Here is a 17,615-nt window from a genome sequence, read left to right on the forward strand (position 1 = left end):
TTATTTATAAGAGTAGCTCAGAAAAGGCAGTAAAATTCATATGGCTTACTCTACGGTCACAAAGTATTTCTCTCTCTGTATTACTCCTTATATAGGAATAGCTTATTCCTAACGCATCATTTACAATAATGATTTTTTATTAACTATTAATATTGCAAGATGTTATTATAATGCTAAATCTTCCATATGAATTGAATATTTTAATTGTCCAAGGTTTGTCAAGAAAAGATTGGCTTTCTCTACGTTTAGTCAATTCAGTATGGAAATCAATAATCACTGCGGCAGCGACAATACATCTTAACTCAATTCAACAACAGTTATCTGAACTATCAGCTATCAATTACAATTCTCTATCCCAGAAACTCATCCTGGAAGTTGAAAGTGTTCGCATGCAAAATAGAGTCGGTGAGAGTGAAGCAGAGAAAAAATTAAAGTTAATTTGCAAGGGAGTTGAATCTTTAAGAGAACCTTTGGCAAAATTTTTATTCTTTACTGAGCAATTGGAAGTTTTAGATCACGCTTTAATTCAGAAGCGTAATTCCCTCAATCCATTTATTTTCAAAATAGGATTAATGAGCCGGCAAGGCAAAGTGAATGAGATTATTGCCCCTGCACTCAAGATTTGCAATGATTTTAGCCAATCCTCATGGTTTCAAAAAATGCTGATTTGTATCAAATTGAATCCTAAACATCATGTAGCACAAGCATTTGCTCAGGCTATTTTGAAAGTAGAAGAACAAAAAGCGATTATTGATGCAGAGGAAGAAGACTCTCTTAGACCGAGAATAAATCGGCTTTTGCCCTTGCCGGCACGTTCTGATGATGAACAATGTCATATTCCATTAACCGTATCTCTTCCTTCACTCCATAATATACTTGCAATCTCACCACCAAGGATACCTGCACCTGAATTAAAGTCATATAAAAGCATTAAGCGACAACCTTAAACCTCTCTTCCAGGGATGTTATTTGCTGTTCCGCGGTTTAATGTTTATTTGCCACAAAACTGTACCCAACCCTAAATGCCGTATTGTTCCAACAAGCTAAAAAATGAAGGAGGGAGAACATCAATTTTGTTCTCTTTAAGGAAGTGTGCACTCCTTTTCCATATTGTTTCATTTTACGCTCATGACGAAGATTCTGGATACGGACTTATTGATTTGAAGTCGAATTTACATTTAGGTGTACTTAGGCGCGTCTTACTCCAAAGAAATTTTTGCCCAAAGCTCTGAAATGAGGGTCAGCTACTTCGGGCAATAACTCCCTCTATCCTTTAATTTTTGCCCATAAATAGCCGATTGCGGCAGCAATTAACACCGAGGAGAGCGGTTTTTCCCTAATTTTTCCAGCTAAATTGTTTACTATATTTTCTATGGATTGTTCCATTTCAGAAGCTTTATCCAAACCTTCGTGATACAGTTCACTGGCTTTTCTTTTTCCTTCATCGATGAGTATGTTAGAGCCTTTCTTTAAATGTTCTTTTGCTCTAATAACTGAGGGGTTTTCATTAAAATCATCCATGATATTCTCCTAAACTTGAATCTTCTTAAAAATATAGTTGTTCCTAGCAAGAATGCAAAAAAATAATTGTTTATTTTCACCATAACAACCTAAATCAATATGGATTTTCTTAAATAAAAAGCCACTTTGGTGGCTTTTTATTTAAAGAAAAAATACACTATTTTTTTAAAAGTGAAGATAATAAGTACCCTATTCCCGCAGCAACAAGTAAAGAAGTTAACGGTCTTTCTTTCACTTTTTCTACGAATTCATGGGCATATTCTTCAACATATTCTTCCAGATGGTTTAGCTTTTTCTTTCCTTCTTCATACATTTCAGATACAGAATCTTTTACCTGTTCTGTCATATTTTCTGTTTTATCTTTTATGTTTGCATTCATTTCATTAAACTTACTTTTTAGATTTTCCGTTCCTGTATTTAAGTTTTCCATAATTTTCTCCATTACTTTATTAAAATCTTCATGCACATTTAAAGGGTAGCTTGATATGATTTTTTGTCAAAGAAAAGCCCATAAATTAATAAATCACCCTCTATAATATAAAGTGATAATTATTTTTAATACTCTGATGTATGGGATAAGCTTTCAATCAAAAGGAGGTTGTCATGAGTAAAGGAGATAAATCCAGTTATACCGATAAGCAAAAACGTCAAGCAAAACACATTGAAGACTCCTATGAGAAAAAGGGCGTTTCCAAAAAAGAAGCAGAGGAACGTGCCTGGCGCACCGTTAATAAACAAGATAAAGGTGGAAAAAAGAAATAAATCTTTGCGAGAATGGCTTCAGTTATTAGAGCCATTCTTATTTATTTCTTTTATCAGCAGGGTTAACTTCCAATATTATTAAGTGACAATTAGGGAAAACGACTAGGTAAAGCCTTTGAAAAATTAATATCTTACTGTAGCATAACTGTATGTTTTAAAAAATTAAATTGGCTTGATGTCTGTATCAGGATAGAACCTATAATCTCGATATTTTGATACCTCTTCAATCGCTTAAAATAGAATTGGAATCAAAGCTGGAATTGTTCTAATTATCAGGAAGATGATGAATCAACAGGAATTAAGGGAACTCATTTCTTTTTTAAAATCACATAAATTAAAATTAAGCACAGCTGAATCTTGTACTTCAGGATACATTATTCATTTGCTGAGTAAAGTTCCTAAAAGCGGAGAAGTCCTGGATACCGGCTTTGTAGTTTATTCTGAAGAGGCTAAATTGAAGGTTTTAGGAGTCAAGAAAAAAACAATAAAAAAGTTTAACTTGACGAGTGAAGAAGTAGCCCGGGAAACGGTACAGGGCGCTCTCAGATATACCCAGGCGAATATTGCAGTAGCGAGTACGGGGATAGCTGCCTCTAAACCTATGGATGGGATCCCTCCAGGGACCATCTGCTTTGCATGGCTCATTAAACATAATTCAAAAAATATTCTGGTCTCTGAAAGAGTCCTCTTTAAAGGGTCGAAGTCACAAAAACAAAAACTGGCAGCAGCTTATGCTTTAAAACAAATTCCCTTCTATTTTAATAAGTTAATAAGTGTGCTCAATGAAAAAGAATAAATTTTTTCGGCATTTGGGTCCAGGTTTAATTACCGGTATTTCAGATAATGATCCCTCCGGGATTGCAACCTGCGCCCAGTCAGGAGCTAAATTTGGTTTCGGACAACTCTGGTCCGTTTTATTGATGCTTCCGCTTATGATAGCAATACAGGAAATATGCGCACGAATAGGAGCTGTAAAAAACAGGGGGATTTCATCAATTATCAAGAAGCATTATGGGAATAAGATATTGATTCCCCTTGCTTTTTTATTGTTTACCGCCAATACAATCAATTTAGGGGCAGATTTGGGAGCCATGTCCGCCGCCTTAAGTCTTCTTATTCCTGTAAATCAACTGATTGGCTTAATTTTTTTTACCGGAATTATCCTTTTTTGTATTATCTATTTTCCCTATAAAAGATATGTCCAAATATTAAAGTGGTTATGTCTGTTTATTCTTGTGTATCCTATTTCCCTCTTTATTGTACGTACCCCCTGGCTAGAAGTATTAAAAAATACTTTTGTTCCCAATATAACCTTCTCCAGTGAATATTTTTTTATGCTAACTGCATTATTTGGAACCTCTATTTCGCCTTATATGTTTATTTGGGAGGCTTTCCAGGAGGCTGAAGAAAATCGAAAAATGAAAATCTTCAGCTCACATGGCTTTGCTCAAATTTCAAACATAAGATTAAACTCATTAAAAAAAGATAATTTTATTGGGATGTTTTTTTCTCAAATTTGCACCTGGTCCATTATAGCTTTAATAGGAATTACCCTTCATACCCATGGAATAAGCAATATCAATACCGCGGCTGATGCTGCCAAAGCTTTAGAACCTATTGTGGATGGGTTCCCCTATGCAGGATATGTCGCTAAACTAATTTTTTCTCTTGGTATAATTGGGCTTGGGCTCCTCAGCATCCCAATTTTGGCTGTTTCATCGGCTTATGCCCTGGCTGTACTATTAAATCGTAGGAGTGGCCTTTCCATAAGTGTAAAAATGCAAGATATTTTTATTTGATTACCATAGTCTCCACTTTAATTGGACTATTCATGAATTTACTGCAGATAAACCTGATTAAAGGGTTAATTATAGCTGCTGTAATCAATTGTATTGTTGCTTTGCCCCTTATTTTTATTATTCTTCTAATCACTAATAATAAGCAAATCATGGGAGAATATAAAAATAAATTACTTTCCAACGTGCTAGGATGGATTACTTTTTTATTAATGGCTATTTCTTCACTATTAATGTTTTATTCTTTTTTCTTTTCCTGATCTAAAATCCCGATCTGACGAGTTTTGGGGAGAAATTCAGCGTACTTTTCGCGTAAAATATTAAAGAATTTTTCCCTTATTTCGGCCCGGAAATCAGAAATTTTTTCCCCATCCCTTGTGCTGACTTGAATTCGCATCTGAACCGAACTTTCATTTAGTTTATTAACTAAAATTTTTTTAATATTTCCATCCCAATACATTGAATTATCTAAAATTTCATCAAGCTCTTTCCTTAAAATAGAAATAGGTAACTTGAAATCAACGTAAAAATAAATACTGGTTATTAAACTTTTGCCTTTTCTTCCCAGGCTTTCTACTTTATTTTCCAGGAAATAACTTATGGGGATAATTAAATGATGATTATCTTTCATTCGTAAACGTACGTTAGTTAAGGTAATTTCTTCTACAATAGCCCATTTATTATCTATAAATAACGTATCTCCAATTTTAATTGCCCCGTTTAAAATAATCCAAAACCCCGAGAAAATAGCACTTAATGTTTTTTGGCCTGCAAATCCTATTATGGCGGTTAAAAAACCAGCCGAAGCCAAGAGGCTAAAGCCCATGTTACGTACATTACTAAAGCTCATTAAAATCGCAGAGATAGTAATAATTCCCAAAAATATGAATCCAATGTTTTTTAGCAAATGCATTTTGGTATAAATTTCAGTCACTTGTATGCGAGTATCTGCTGAAAGAGATAGCATTTTTTTTTCATAGAAGGCCTCAAAAGTATTTAGGATCTGGATTCCTATCCAGCTAATAGCCAAAATGAGGGATAAAGTAAAAATTTTATTGGCATAAAGTAGGAATTGCTTCGAGGGAGGCGCTATAGAACAGAGTACATTGAGCCAAACCAGAATGAAAATAATTTTGGAACTCTTTCTCAGGCTTTGTAAGATCAAAGCGATAGGCGGATTCGATACACTTAGTTTTTGAATGAAGAAAATGCTGGTATAGACCAGGATATTATACAAAGCCAGCAAAAATGCGGTAATTATAAAAAGATTTGCGAGTTTTGCGCTGATAACTACGACCAAATACCACTCTTTTAAAAAAAAGGAAAAGTTTAAAAAACTTATAAATATAAAAAGCAAACTACACAACAAAAGAATAAGCGGCCATTTTATAGAACGCCAAATGATCCGTTCCCGTAAGTTTTTTTTCTTAATTATCCCTTTCATCATTGCACTTATTCAGATCCCTGAAAACTATTTAATTAATGATTTAATAAAATTATAGGCACTAAAACTTAAAATGAAGACAGTACGCAAAATATAAAAAAGTAAAATTAGGTATATCAACACCAATAAAAGCGCCCCTAACATAAGCAAACCGTCTTTTTTAATTATTCCGATGGAAATAATCATAATGGTCGATGAAGAGACCAAATCTATATAAGGAACGGGCAGCATTAATAAAATGCTCAGGATTAAAATAATCAAAATGAAAACGTATTTTAGAAAATGCGAACCTACCCATAACGATCTTTTTTTAATATATTTTTCCAAATATTCCACATAAGGGAGTAACTTCAACAAGCCCTTATTAATATTATGAGGTATTTTTTTCATTTTCAGTTTTTGCGGGAACCATATTTTTCCTCTTCCCATCAATAATTGAATACATATTAGGGCGATACAGGCCCCAAAAAGTGCTGAAAAGCCTGGTATAAAAGATAAGGGAGTGGCTGGAGGTACAGCTAATAGTATGATTAAAAAGAAATTATCCTTTGCATGAAATTGATGTAAAAGTTCGTTAAAAGTAATTTCTTTTGAAATTTTATTGGCAAATTTTTTTAACCTTTTTGATATTTTCATTTCAAATTACCGGCTGTTAACAGCAACTTATAATTATTCAAAAATATCTGAAAAACATTGGCGATAAGGAAACCCTTTTTAGCAGGACAAATATCAAAATTATCTGTAATAAATAAACTAATAAAACTATTGCCTAAATCTCCCTCACCCCTAGCCTAAAAACCAGTATTGATATGGACTTTTCCTTGATATTCAATTATTTGTAAAAAAACTTGTGAGTGCTCTCAAATTCCATTTTAGCCAATTTATTGAAGCATAATGACAAAAACCACCCGAGGGTGGTTTTCGCAGCAGGAGAAGCTTCGAGTTAAACCCAAAACTAACCCTACATTTAAAGTATAGTTGATCCTTACCAAATGTCAAAAATTGTATATTTTGTTTTAAACAATACCTGAACTCCTTATTTTAATCACAACTTTTACAATTTTGAATGGCCTATTTGGGTTTCAGAAACTGATTTATATCTGGTTCTGCTTCAACCAAATTATCTGAACTATCAACATGTGTCTCTTTAGTATGAGTTGTTTTATTTTCTTCCAAATTCTTGTTTTTATCCTCTTCCCAAATTCTTTTGGTGGTTTCTAAAAAAGACCTTTTTTTTGTATTTCGAGCCCCTTGGCCACCACTATTTTGTTTCATCATATTTGCTCCTTGTAAACTTTTTAAGGACATTGTCCCACAATATCATAAATTTAGCATTTTAAAGGCTACGAAATCCCATGGCATGTTCTTCCTTCGGACATTCAAGTGTAAACCCCTTATCAATTAAAGGACCAAAATATTCCTCCATGGATCGAACCGGCTTTTCCAAATATAAAGAATCTCCTGGTTTTGCTTTAGGATTAATATTTTCTTTCTTGATCCAGTTGTGCATCATCTCCTCATCATAAACAGTAATTTCTTTTGTTTTCATATTAATTGAAGCAAACAGGTACAATTCTCTTGCTGGACTATTATTATCAAACATTGCTACAGATACATTAGAACCTATTAATACCTCTTGAGCTAATGATTTCATCATTTCCCCCGGAACTGCTTGATGTGATCCTAGCAAACCTTCTGTATGCTCATAGCGTTGTGTCGTTTTCCCACGTCCAAAAGCTCGCTCAACAGCATTGGCTACATCTGTAGAAATCGCCACAATATCAACCTCACCATACCGTTGATTTGCTTCCCGTAGCTCTTCAGGCTTCAATTTGGTTTGATCATGAAGAAAACAGGGATATCTCTCCCCCCCTAATGAATTGCTTTTTTTTGCAATAACTTGCATGACCCGTTCTTTAACCAACAAAGCTTCCTCATAGGTAAATTGAGAATATTTCAGGGGGTCTATTTCCGGTTTTTGCAAAAACGGTTTAAGCCTGTCTGCGTTATGATGAACAAGTTGATTCCATGCGATAGGTTCCGGCTCATAGATTCCAATAACTTTTGAAACAAGTTTAAGACAACTTCCTTTTCCTGAAGCAACGCCTCCAGTGGTAAACAAAGCCACTGATTGCTTTTTATCAACATACTTTAATGGCTCTAATGAACCGTGATCACACAGTTCGGATATAATTTCTGATACAGCAGGTTCAATTATAACTCGGGCTCTTTGGGTATAAATTAATGCCAGAGCTCGTTCAACGCAAACTGCCTTAAGTAATTCTTCATCCTCACTCCAAGGCTTATTTCCTGAAATTGAAGCATAAATTTCCTGCAGATTTTCAAGCTCTCCAGTCGAGAACGGATAGGTTTCTTTTAATTCTCCCTTAGCTAAGTCATTAAAAAATTGTAGAAGATCTATTCTGGTATTATCTTGCATTAAGCTTATTTCAGATACTATCTCTTTAAACGATCCGCTCTGTAATTTCTTCTGTACGATAGTAAAAGCATGACCAAATGTATCCATCTCATCATCAACATGTTTATCCAATTTCACAGTTGCTTGTAATTGGGCAAGAATTTCATGTTCAATAAGTCGTTCAGGATACAGACACACCAGATTTCTAACCATTTCTTTAGGGAAAGCTGCCGAAGTTTGCTCTAATAAAGCGATAGAATCTTCACCTCTCCCAGAACTTGAATAGGCTATTATCGTAAAATCCTCTGGTTTTACTCCTTGTTTTGATTTTATCCTTTCTTTTAATTCAACAGTTGGCACAAAAAAGCGGCTTTCATATGACATTTCAATCACCAGATAATTTGATCATATTTTTAACATATAGATCTACAATCAAATGAGGTCAAATAATTTTTAATTTATAGAAGGTTGGATTCTAGCTAGTACCTGTCTCTAACACAGCCCTTAGAAGATTGTGGACAAAGCTCTAGGAGGCCCCCTTACGAACAACAAAAAAGTACTATAAAATACGCATTTATTAGTCAGGATGTGTATTTGAACATACTGCTCACCTTAATTAAAGTAAAATCGGAAACGCGAGTTGTGGTCTGATATAGTTTTTTCGAGAATATTCTGAAGACGGACAGGAAAATCCTGAACCTGTTATTAGGGTTACAAAACACCAAATCATAACCCGCAATTTCAAATCATTTCATGAGTTATAATATGGAACATAAAAAGAAACGAGTCATTGTGGCAACAATAGGAACTTTCCTGGAATGGGCTGAATTTACCTATTATGCATACATAGCGAATATTATTGCTGCACTGTTTTTCCCCGAGTTGGGAAATCGCCTCGGACTCATCGCCACATTTTCCGTATTTGCCATTGGTTATTTTTTTCGTCCGTTAGGTTCTCTTTATTTTGGGTATCTCGGTGATAAAAAGGGACGGCGTGTTGCATTGCAAGTATCTATTATGTTGATGGGGATTTCTTCGTTTTTGATTGGCTGTCTTCCTACCTACAGCAGCATTGGAATCCTTGCACCGGTTTTATTAATTCTCTTACGTTGTACTCAAGGTTTTGCCGTTTCTGGTGAGTTTAATGGCAGCGCTATCTATTTGATGGAACATGATCTGGAGAAACCTTGCCAGGCAGGCAGTTGGACTGGATTTGCTTCAGCATTAGGTATGATGTTTGGCGGGCTGATGTCTGCAATTATTTCTTTTCCACAAATGCCTGGGTGGGCATGGCGTGTTCCATTCCTGTTAGGAACTTTATCCTGCTTTTGTGCTTTATATTTTAGAATAAACCTGAGCGAATCCCCGGCCTTTTTGGCAATTTCTAAAGATAAAAAAGCTAACCCTCTGAATAATTTATTTAAATCGCACAAAACTCAATTGGTTAAAGCCGCATTGTTAGTAGCTGCATTAGGCATTTACATTTATATTATGAATGTTTTTTATGCTGCCCATCTAATGAAACATACTACCTTGCAAGCTTCAGAAACAAAACTCATTGTCACTATAGCACAGGGCTTGGTGGTTTTATTCATCTTTATCATTGGTATGTTTGCTGACCACGTTAATGAAAAACGAATTATAGAGTTCGGTTTTCTCGGTTACTTTATAGCTGCTCCCTTGGCTTATCTGATTCCTCAAAGTAATTCATTTAGCTTGATATTAACCGCCCAAATTCCCTATGCTTTATGCAATGCAATGGTTGGAGTACCCATATTTAAGTTATTGAATGATTTTTTCCCCACTCATATAAGATATAGTGGAGTTTCTATTGCCTGGGGTGTGAGCATGGCTATTTTCGGAGGAACAGCCCCATTAGTTGCAAATTATTTGCAAGATTTGTCCGCTCTCTCTTTTGCCCCTGTATTTTATATACTTTTATTTGCTGGTGTTGCTCTATTTGTTTTACAAAATGAAAAAAAGGCGGTAACAATTAAAAATCTAACCGCTGCCGATAATTCGTGACTAAAGAGTATTCCCCGGGGTAGTCTTTTGTTCAGAAATTCTTGCTTTAGCTTCTTTAAATATTTTCTCAACAGCCACATGGGAGTCGGTGTGTTTCAGACCCAGTTTAGTTAATATATAAGTTGAACGATCCTGGGCTGTATCGATAACTTTCATTTCAGCAGATTTAAAAAATTTTAATTTTATTTCTTTCAATTCCTCTTCTGTTGTTACTTCTTCTAAAGAATCTTTGAGCTCTTTAAGAATTGTCCTCTTTAGGGCATCCCCTCTGAGCTCCTGATACTCTTGTTTAAATTCAGAAAATTTGAAATCCGCTGCGCTTACTTCATGAAAAGTATGTTTTCGGTTCTCTTTACTTCCGGAATGATATTCTTTAACACTTTCTTGTGAATTTCTTAAATGCATTTCATAAACAAGGCTCTTTGGTAACGTAATACTTCCATTTTTGTATAAAGTAAGAAGGGCTTTAGGATGATCAGAAAGAGCTTTTCCTGAATGCTTCTCATACCAATTTTCTAGGCCATCAGTGTTCATTCCAGAAGGCAGGGAAAGGTTGGTGCGTCTGTCATTATATACAAATATCCATTGATCCATGCCATTGATGTAAGTATGGTTCTTAAGATCAGTCCCGTTATCATAATTTTTTTCAGCATATTTTTTATAGGGCACAAAACCATAATCAAGATCGACTAACCTCACCCCTTCTGTTGTCCTCAGCATGTTTTGGGGGCTGATATGATATAGATTATTCGCTAAATCGGGATGTGAAAAGCCCAGCTCGTTTAGTTTCTTCAGCGCCAGAATAAATTCATCAAACAGCGGCTTAAAATCATCTCTCTTATAACCCGCTGGAAAATTCGTATCTACCTTAGGCATGAAAAGCAAAACTTTATCTTTATCTTTAACATTCCATAAGCCCAAAACAAAGAACTGTTCTATGTTATGTTCTTTAAGCAAAAATTTTTGCTCCAGGATCTCGATATTCGCCTGTGATTTTCCTTCAATCGTTGTTCTCCGATGTTTAAAGGCTTTGTCTTCTGTTTTTTTATATACTATGCCTTGCTTTCCGCTACCTAGCGGTTCGTACTGCTTGTTTTCCTCTTTTGGCTCCCCTTTATGGCTGCGCCACATGGAAACATAATCATCAGGCTTTTGATTCACATCATAACGAACGGCATAGACCTCCTGATCGTAACGAAAAATTTTAAATTTATTCTCCGGGCTATCTCCCAGATAATGGCTTGTTATTTCATCCCCTCTGATAATTTCACTTAGAGATGGACTTTTTATTTTTTCTTCGTCCATAAGGCACCTTCATTTGCCATTCACGAAAATATATTTTTAATTATAGCTAGATAATAAGTATCTATGGGGTTTTATGCGCTATAGTATAAGCAACGTTTAGGAAAGAGAGCGCTATGGCAGAAATCATTAACCTTAATAAAAAAAGGAAAGCTAAAATTCGTTTGGAGAAAGAAAAAAGGACTTCCGAAAATCGGGTCAAATTTGGACGTTCAAAAAAAGAAAAACAGTTGGCAAAAAAGGAAAATGAGCGAAGTGAACGCCATCTGGATGGCCATAAACTTGATAAAAAAGAAGAAGAATAAATGGCGCCTAATTAGGCATTAATCATAAAAAAGAAAATAATATATACGCAAGAACAGCTTTATTCATAGAGTGAATGATCAAGAGACCCATTTGTTTGCAGAAGAAATCTATTGAGTGGACTTTGAATAGTGAAAAACCAATTTAGCCTTCTGCAAACACCGGGCACATTTGTGACTATTAAAATTTTATCTTTCGATTAAATTTTTAATTTGGCAACACTCCCACTAAATCCAACACCAAAGGATATCAATAAAATATTTCCTCTCTCATTCATTTTATTAATCAAAGTATCCAGCATAAAACCTATGGAACAAGATGATAAATTTCCATAATTTTTCAGGATAGCATAGGAAACAGCGATCTTGTCCTCTTGCTCTTGCAAATTAAGATTTTTCTGCACTGCATCAATGATTTTCTTGCTTCCAGTATGAATTAGAAAATAATTAATATCCTTCTTTTCGATAGGGCAAGTAGCCTTATCCTTTTTTAAAAATTGCTCTAAAAGTAATCGACTGTAAGCCGCACCACGTACCGGGACAGTTCGGCCCAAGACATATTGTGGAAAATTCTCATAGGTAGGAATTTTACTTCCCCCTTCATTCATAGCCAATATTTCACTGTCTGAAGGTTCAATATTAGTCAAATGATAAGATTCAAAACCATCATCTAAAGTCCTATGTCCTAAAAGGAAGGATACAGCCCCATCACCAAATAAATAGCTGTTAATTAAATTATTTAGAGAGGATGCGGCCTTTTTTTGGTCCCTATTGTCATGAAATTCTTTGATTTCCCTAAAAGAAAAAATTTTTTCTCCGGATAAAGTTGGCGATACCATTGCTGTATGCGCCTCTCCTACACATACAACAACTTGTTTATCTGGATTAGCTTGTAAAAAGTATGAAGCAAGCTCAAAGGCTTTGATTAAAGCGCTACACCCTTGATTTTGCATATTTATTATATTGATATCATGAGGCAGTAAGTTATCTTCAGTTTTCGATAATATTTCATAGGCCATACAAGGCAAAGGTCTTTCTGCAGTATTAGTAACAGCAATAAGTAAACCAATGTTTAAATCATGACCAAAACGCGCTACACATTTATTAATTGAATTAATAACTAAATCATTAACTCCAATCATAATCTTTCGTTCACATTTTCCACAAAGGTATTCCGGATAATTTTCAATAATTGAATACCTATTCTCAATGTCCATTTGTTCAAGCATTTCCAAGGCTTGAGGACTAACTTTTTTTGATGCCTGATTTAGAATATCTTTACTTGCTACATGTTGCTCAGGTACTGTAGAGGCAACACTTAAAATTTCAATTGAGCCCATAAATATCCTCTAACTTAAAAGCTATAACAAGAACAAGGATGTACAAAAAAATACCGATTAGGCTTTCTTTGAACACATGGAACAAATATGAAGTTACCAAACATCGTCATCTCGTTATAAATACCAAAACCTTCCTGATGGTGTTGCATCAAGATTACGGTTTTAACTATAGTACAACCAATCAAATTGGATAATTTTTTTACAGTTTTTTAGCAAAAGTTCTGGTACACAGTGAAAAATCGGACTCAAAAGATTGGATATGGGTTTTAGATATCCCATTAGTAAAATTAATTAAATTCAGGGGTCCCAAAATGATGAGACGTACTGGCCAGAATCAATTTATTAATCAGCAATTGCACTAAATTTATTTGGGTTAATTTAATGAAAAACACCTAACCCTAAAATTCCTGTAATAATCAAATAAATAGCTACAATGTAATTTAATAATCGTGGTATAAGCAATATTAAAATTCCGGCAACTAATGCAATAATAGGTGTAAGATGTCCATCAAACATGGCCTTCTCCTCCTTGAGTTGAATATAGTTATTATAGCTCAATTCGGAGAAGCCAATAATCGCGAGTCCTACTGGTAATAGCAGTAAATCACGCGCTAGCGAGATAACCCCTCTTGTTGCATGTAAAATAAATTTGAAAAATTATTCAAAAAAGCCAATTGCATCGATTAAGTTTTGCTCAACATGTACTATGATTAACTTATCGTTAAATCAAATATACCTATTTCTTAAAAGGTTACGATAATTCATGCTTATTCTAATTAAAATTTATCAAACAACGGGTCTAAGTGGAGTCAAAAAATATCTGCAAGACAATAATATTAACTTGATGAATAACAATTCAATTAATGAAGTTGATGCGAATGGCTTCACAGCTTTATATTTAGCTTGCATCAATAATCACCTGGATTTAGTGCGATTCTTATTAGAGAACGGAGCAAACCCTAACTGCAAAACCAGATCAGGCTGGACTCCTTTGCTTTATGCAGCTTCAGAGCAAAAAACTGAAATGATGAGCTTACTTCTGGACTATCGTGCAGATCCTCATGTTTTTGACTCATCTTTTAATACCCCCCTTGATTTAGCAAAAAAATCCCGTGATTGGGTCTATTACCATCCTCAATTTGAGTTTGCTTCACAATTGGAAGATTACGGATGGTTAATTGATGAATATGAAAAATTGAATCAAATTGTTAAAAGAATGGAGGCTAGTCCCGCTCAATCCCCTGCGCCCGTATTAAAAGATTTTAAAACCTTGACCCAAGAAGGAGTGGCTATACAGGATCTTGCTCATCTGGAAAAAAAGGAGTTATTGAGACTTGGTTCACAGCTACAACTCAGTTTTCAACAAACAGAAACCCAGGAAAAAATTCAGTTTCCGATTGATTACAATATGTCTCCACCTGAATTAATACATTCAATACTAAATAATTATCCCGGGATGATTGTGGGTGAAAGTCATGGGCATGAAGCGCCCAAAAGATTTTTGATTGAGAATTTAAACCTTTTAGCGGATGAGGGAGTAAGTACAATTTTTCTTGAACATCTATGTCTCGAGGAATGTGGTGAGCTTTTAGAAAGTTACTTAACATCCACCGAAGATACAGAGTTACCTGCCCCCTTAAAGAAAAGATTATATGAACAGGATTATCATCGTGAATTAAAGGATAGCCCTTACAATTTCACGAATTTAGTTAAAGCGGTGAAACAATATAATCTAGCCCATCCGGATAAGCTGATACGAATTGTTCTTTTTGATACAAAGACGTCTTACAGCATTATGGGAAGTACATCAGATACAAAACGCGAACGGGCAATGAATTATTTAGCTCATATAACAATCGAAAAAGAAAAGGCGCGTTTTGAGGCCAACAATCCTGGTAAGGAATTTAAGTATGTAGGTTTCATGGGGGAAACGCATACCAATAACTTCAATAATACTGTGGGTGTAGCTGTTTATCAAAAAATTCCCGGTATTCTCGTTGATCAAATTGATGATGAAAAAAGGCAAGAGCGCGCTCCTCTTCGAAAACCAGATTATCGCTACTGGATGTTCTCAAAACCCGAAGCTGTTTCCTCTCTTAACTTCGATGAGCAGCTTAAAATGAAATACGTACTGAATCTTCTCCAGTACATTGACACGCTTATTCCCTATATATCTGACGAAGAAGAATTAAATAAAATTAATAATCTATTTATGGAAGTTTTGGAGCTAAAAAGAAAACCTTCCAATTTAAATAATCCAATTTTGGAAAATACCATCAGTCGCCTTGTTGGACTATCTCCTGAGGAGTTACGAGAGGACTATAAAAAGCACACTGCTTTGACTCATAAAATACATCAAATCTTAACTCAGAGAGTTCAATCCCATGAAGAGTATGGGGAAATTCTCCTGGCACAGCAATTCATACAGTCGAATCCCTTGCCTACTAGAGAGAATCAGAGCGAACGGTCTCGAATTTCCAAACTCCTGGAGTTATATGAATTGAGAGGAGAATTATTTAAAGAATATAACCGGGTCTTGCAGCTAACAAATCTGGTCCAAAATGAACTGGCAAAAAAAATGCTAGTTCCCGATTATAATCTAAGCGTGGAAAAGAAACAGAATGAGAGGAATTTAATTAAGGAACTCAAAGAAAGAAGAGCGATTCTCGATGAAATCATGGCAAAAGCAGCGATTTCTCCGCAAGAACAAGGCTATGTTATTTCTAAAAACCTGGGTTCACTTCATCAGCACATTGATTCAACCATTACTCACACTATTGAACGCTGTACCACCCTTGAGATGATTCCCCATCCGGTACATTTTTCAACTGGAGTGTGGGCTAACCTTATTGTAACTTCGCTGCGTCAAACTCTGGAACACGAAACTGAATTAAGCGAACTTCAGTTTGAAACGGCTGATAAAGCTCATGAAAAGCTTCTCTACCCCTTATACAGTATTAATGAAAATAAGCGAAATGATATTTTAATGTCCATTTTTCACCAGGTAGCCGACTTTCCCCCTCAAAAACGTAAAGAATTTTTAAGATATCTGCATCTGCAATTGTCTAAACAAGAGGATGGGAGAAATGACGAGCAGATTAAGAACGATATTAATTTCCTTCTTAATTGCGAACATAATCCCCCAAAATTGTTAATCAGGATGCAAGATCTTAAGGATCAATGGGAGTTTATTCTTCCACAAGATACCATACCCTTTATCCCACTGTTCGCCAGTGCGGACTCTTATGCGCGTTTGGCAAATTATCTTCTAGAACTTGCAGGGAACAATCCACCTGAAAATGTTTCAATTTTACAAACTTTTACAATGCAATTTCTCTTGAATGATGTTGGTCCAAATGTTTCGTTAGATCAGGATACTTTAGATCAAATGAATACGTATCTGGCAGATTTAATATCCATGTATTTCGATTCCAAAATGTCCGACACCTTGGAAAGGAAACAAATGATTCAACGGGAAATTTATAGGAGCCCTTCTGCCAATCTATGGGTTAAGGAAATTCAAGCCAATCAATCTGAGCCCCCTCTTCCCGATAATCCACTAAATTTTTATGCCTTTGCAGAACATTTATATCAGTTAAGAGATTTTGTGCATCTTAATATAAATCAAATTTCTCAAAATAAAGTTAATTTCTTCATGCCTCATAGGGTGCAAGACTATCTGGACAAAAATCACAGCTGTATTCTTCAACCATCGTTTACTGATCCTGGGAAATTGAACGTCCAGTTTAGGGAAGCTCCGGCCAATGGACATAGGCAAGTGGTAATTAATATCCCACATCTGTTTTTTTGGATTATGGATGCGGATGTGGGCACTCGTTATTCGATTAAAGATTATTTGCAAATCTATTTCAATATCGAAAAAGAGTACACAGATATATGCCAGAATACTAACCTAAGCAATGCGGAAAACCATATCAGGAATAGAATTAATAACCTTATGGGAGAAGCCCAAGTTTCACGAACTCCTCCAATAAACAGCTCATACTCAGGTGTAGGTTTATTCGGAACAGGTTATGCGAAAAAAGAAAATTCACTGGAGTGCCTGGTTTTAGAAAATGCTTTTCGAACATCTTACAACGAAATTGCCACTGCTTTTCCTCAATTAAACTGGCCTGTTATTGATAATATCAATTTAAAATTTGTACAACTTGAGGTAAAACAGTGTAACAACCAATTCGAACTTAATCTGTCTTTACTGGAATCCTCTAATAATAACAATAATAATGCGTATTCCCAAAACAACCGAAACCTGCCTATTCCTCCACTTTTGGCAAGGGCTCTTATCCAAATCAGTCAACCTCAAAATCTTGTGAGCTTATTATCATCCCTGCCTGAAGGAAGTATTCATATCAGTAATAGAGACCCCTCATCAATCTCTATTTATATTAAACATGCTCAAGGCGTGCACCAGTATTCGCTGCAGACAACTGCTGCAAATACCCTGGTTGATCAAAACAATAATAGCTATGCCAATTTAAACAGCTTTCTTGCTACTGCGGTGTCTTTTTATCGTCTGCCCCAAATTAATTCAATCAGTACTCTGGATTTACTTGGATGTCAGCTGAATATATTGAATCAGGAGAACAATCAATATCGTCCAATTTAAATCGTTGCTTCAAGAACTTAAATCGAAATATCACAAGGCGTTACAAATGGAATAAGAATTTCAGATAAACCGATAGT

The 17,615-nt window shown here is 35.2% G+C and carries 17 protein-coding genes; 8 read left to right on the forward strand and 9 right to left on the reverse strand.

From position 1 onward, the window contains the following. Positions 1–170: 170 nt before the first annotated feature. Positions 171–947: an F-box protein gene (locus tag KYQ_RS05480; protein WP_019349725.1), complete on the forward strand. Its 777-nt coding sequence runs from the start codon at positions 171–173 to the stop codon at positions 945–947. Between the two features lie 319 nt (positions 948–1,266). Here KYQ_RS05480 and KYQ_RS05485 read toward each other — a convergent pair whose 3' ends face one another. Both KYQ_RS05485 and KYQ_RS05490 read right to left on the reverse strand, forming a co-directional pair. Further along, complete coding sequence (locus KYQ_RS05485; protein WP_010653567.1) at positions 1,267–1,521, reverse strand: hypothetical protein; 255 nt, start codon at positions 1,519–1,521, stop codon at positions 1,267–1,269. 157 nt (positions 1,522–1,678) lie between these two features. After that, positions 1,679–1,951: a hypothetical protein gene (locus KYQ_RS05490; protein ID WP_010653566.1), complete on the reverse strand. Its 273-nt coding sequence runs from the start codon at positions 1,949–1,951 to the stop codon at positions 1,679–1,681. Between the two features lie 173 nt (positions 1,952–2,124). Here KYQ_RS05490 and KYQ_RS19280 point away from each other — a divergent pair, with 173 nt between their 5' ends. The 4 genes from KYQ_RS19280 to KYQ_RS19755 all read left to right on the forward strand — a co-directional run bounded on the left by KYQ_RS19280 (position 2,125) and on the right by KYQ_RS19755 (position 4,339). Further along, the gene (locus KYQ_RS19280; protein WP_010653565.1) at positions 2,125–2,283 is read left to right on the forward strand and encodes a hypothetical protein; all 159 of its coding nucleotides are present in this window, start codon (positions 2,125–2,127) and stop codon (positions 2,281–2,283) included. Between the two features lie 280 nt (positions 2,284–2,563). Beyond that, positions 2,564–3,079, forward strand: coding sequence for a CinA family protein (locus KYQ_RS05500; protein WP_231294608.1), 516 nt, complete (start codon positions 2,564–2,566; stop codon positions 3,077–3,079). Next, positions 3,066–4,082 (forward strand): NRAMP family divalent metal transporter, encoded by a 1,017-nt coding sequence (locus KYQ_RS18200; RefSeq protein ID WP_050799690.1) that lies wholly within the window; start codon positions 3,066–3,068, stop codon positions 4,080–4,082. The genes KYQ_RS05500 and KYQ_RS18200 overlap by 14 nt, the downstream gene beginning before the upstream one ends. A 32-nt stretch (positions 4,083–4,114) precedes the next feature. After that, on the forward strand, positions 4,115–4,339 hold the full coding sequence (locus KYQ_RS19755) for a divalent metal cation transporter (protein ID WP_050799691.1): 225 nt from the start codon (positions 4,115–4,117) through the stop codon (positions 4,337–4,339). Here the strand turns inward: KYQ_RS19755 and KYQ_RS05510 are convergent. The 4 genes from KYQ_RS05510 to KYQ_RS05525 all read right to left on the reverse strand — a co-directional run bounded on the left by KYQ_RS05510 (position 4,318) and on the right by KYQ_RS05525 (position 8,326). Then, complete coding sequence (locus KYQ_RS05510) at positions 4,318–5,526, reverse strand: mechanosensitive ion channel family protein (protein ID WP_019349727.1); 1,209 nt, start codon at positions 5,524–5,526, stop codon at positions 4,318–4,320. The two genes, KYQ_RS19755 and KYQ_RS05510, sit on opposite strands and share 22 nt — an antisense overlap. Before the next feature lie 24 nt (positions 5,527–5,550). Next, entirely contained in the window at positions 5,551–6,159 is a 609-nt protein-coding gene (locus KYQ_RS05515; RefSeq protein ID WP_019349728.1) for an exopolysaccharide biosynthesis protein, read from the reverse strand. 435 nt (positions 6,160–6,594) lie between these two features. Beyond that, positions 6,595–6,801 carry a hypothetical protein gene (locus KYQ_RS05520; protein WP_019349729.1) on the reverse strand — a complete coding sequence of 69 codons (207 nt, stop codon included), beginning with the start codon at positions 6,799–6,801 and terminating at the stop codon, positions 6,595–6,597. Positions 6,802–6,859: 58 nt separating this feature from the next. Continuing rightward, entirely contained in the window at positions 6,860–8,326 is a 1,467-nt protein-coding gene (locus KYQ_RS05525; protein WP_019349730.1) for a hypothetical protein, read from the reverse strand. 381 nt (positions 8,327–8,707) lie between these two features. Here KYQ_RS05525 and KYQ_RS05530 point away from each other — a divergent pair, with 381 nt between their 5' ends. After that, positions 8,708–9,967, forward strand: a complete 1,260-nt coding sequence (locus KYQ_RS05530; protein WP_019349731.1) for an MFS transporter — start codon at positions 8,708–8,710, stop codon at positions 9,965–9,967. On the opposite strand, the gene KYQ_RS05535 is transcribed toward KYQ_RS05530, so the two are convergent. Then, on the reverse strand, positions 9,968–11,272 hold the full coding sequence (locus tag KYQ_RS05535; protein ID WP_019349732.1) for a hypothetical protein: 1,305 nt from the start codon (positions 11,270–11,272) through the stop codon (positions 9,968–9,970). Between the two features lie 113 nt (positions 11,273–11,385). On the opposite strand from KYQ_RS05535, the gene KYQ_RS05540 reads away from it, so the two are divergent. Then, positions 11,386–11,574, forward strand: coding sequence for a DUF4169 family protein (locus KYQ_RS05540; protein WP_010653556.1), 189 nt, complete (start codon positions 11,386–11,388; stop codon positions 11,572–11,574). 197 nt (positions 11,575–11,771) lie between these two features. Here KYQ_RS05540 and KYQ_RS05545 read toward each other — a convergent pair whose 3' ends face one another. Then, positions 11,772–12,911, reverse strand: a complete 1,140-nt coding sequence (locus KYQ_RS05545) for a 3-oxoacyl-[acyl-carrier-protein] synthase III C-terminal domain-containing protein (RefSeq protein ID WP_010653555.1) — start codon at positions 12,909–12,911, stop codon at positions 11,772–11,774. Between the two features lie 378 nt (positions 12,912–13,289). Then, positions 13,290–13,427, reverse strand: a complete 138-nt coding sequence (locus tag KYQ_RS18845) for a DUF3096 domain-containing protein (protein ID WP_010653554.1) — start codon at positions 13,425–13,427, stop codon at positions 13,290–13,292. 247 nt (positions 13,428–13,674) lie between these two features. Between KYQ_RS18845 and KYQ_RS05560 the strand changes: the two genes are divergently transcribed. Next, positions 13,675–17,538, forward strand: a complete 3,864-nt coding sequence (locus KYQ_RS05560; protein WP_019349734.1) for an ankyrin repeat domain-containing protein — start codon at positions 13,675–13,677, stop codon at positions 17,536–17,538. Positions 17,539–17,615: the final 77 nt, after the last annotated feature.

The sequence above is a fragment of the Fluoribacter dumoffii NY 23 genome, assembly GCF_000236165.1.
GTDB classification, from domain to species: Bacteria; Pseudomonadota; Gammaproteobacteria; order Legionellales; family Legionellaceae; genus Legionella; species Legionella dumoffii.

Excerpts from the sequence above, each read along its gene's own strand:
- KYQ_RS05480 (WP_019349725.1), top strand. The coding sequence starts at position 171 with ATGCTAAATCTTCCATATGAATTGAATATTTTAATTGTCCAAGGTTTG.
- KYQ_RS05485 (WP_010653567.1), bottom strand. The coding sequence starts at position 1,521 with ATGGATGATTTTAATGAAAACCCCTCAGTTATTAGAGCAAAAGAACAT.
- KYQ_RS05490 (WP_010653566.1), bottom strand. The coding sequence starts at position 1,951 with ATGGAAAACTTAAATACAGGAACGGAAAATCTAAAAAGTAAGTTTAAT.
- KYQ_RS19280 (WP_010653565.1), top strand. The coding sequence starts at position 2,125 with ATGAGTAAAGGAGATAAATCCAGTTATACCGATAAGCAAAAACGTCAA.
- KYQ_RS05500 (WP_231294608.1), top strand. The coding sequence starts at position 2,564 with ATGATGAATCAACAGGAATTAAGGGAACTCATTTCTTTTTTAAAATCA.
- KYQ_RS18200 (WP_050799690.1), top strand. The coding sequence starts at position 3,066 with ATGAAAAAGAATAAATTTTTTCGGCATTTGGGTCCAGGTTTAATTACC.
- KYQ_RS19755 (WP_050799691.1), top strand. The coding sequence starts at position 4,115 with ATGAATTTACTGCAGATAAACCTGATTAAAGGGTTAATTATAGCTGCT.
- KYQ_RS05510 (WP_019349727.1), bottom strand. The coding sequence starts at position 5,526 with ATGATGAAAGGGATAATTAAGAAAAAAAACTTACGGGAACGGATCATT.
- KYQ_RS05515 (WP_019349728.1), bottom strand. The coding sequence starts at position 6,159 with ATGAAAATATCAAAAAGGTTAAAAAAATTTGCCAATAAAATTTCAAAA.
- KYQ_RS05520 (WP_019349729.1), bottom strand. The coding sequence starts at position 6,801 with ATGATGAAACAAAATAGTGGTGGCCAAGGGGCTCGAAATACAAAAAAA.
- KYQ_RS05525 (WP_019349730.1), bottom strand. The coding sequence starts at position 8,326 with ATGTCATATGAAAGCCGCTTTTTTGTGCCAACTGTTGAATTAAAAGAA.
- KYQ_RS05530 (WP_019349731.1), top strand. The coding sequence starts at position 8,708 with ATGGAACATAAAAAGAAACGAGTCATTGTGGCAACAATAGGAACTTTC.
- KYQ_RS05535 (WP_019349732.1), bottom strand. The coding sequence starts at position 11,272 with ATGGACGAAGAAAAAATAAAAAGTCCATCTCTAAGTGAAATTATCAGA.
- KYQ_RS05540 (WP_010653556.1), top strand. The coding sequence starts at position 11,386 with ATGGCAGAAATCATTAACCTTAATAAAAAAAGGAAAGCTAAAATTCGT.
- KYQ_RS05545 (WP_010653555.1), bottom strand. The coding sequence starts at position 12,911 with ATGGGCTCAATTGAAATTTTAAGTGTTGCCTCTACAGTACCTGAGCAA.
- KYQ_RS18845 (WP_010653554.1), bottom strand. The coding sequence starts at position 13,427 with ATGTTTGATGGACATCTTACACCTATTATTGCATTAGTTGCCGGAATT.
- KYQ_RS05560 (WP_019349734.1), top strand. The coding sequence starts at position 13,675 with ATGCTTATTCTAATTAAAATTTATCAAACAACGGGTCTAAGTGGAGTC.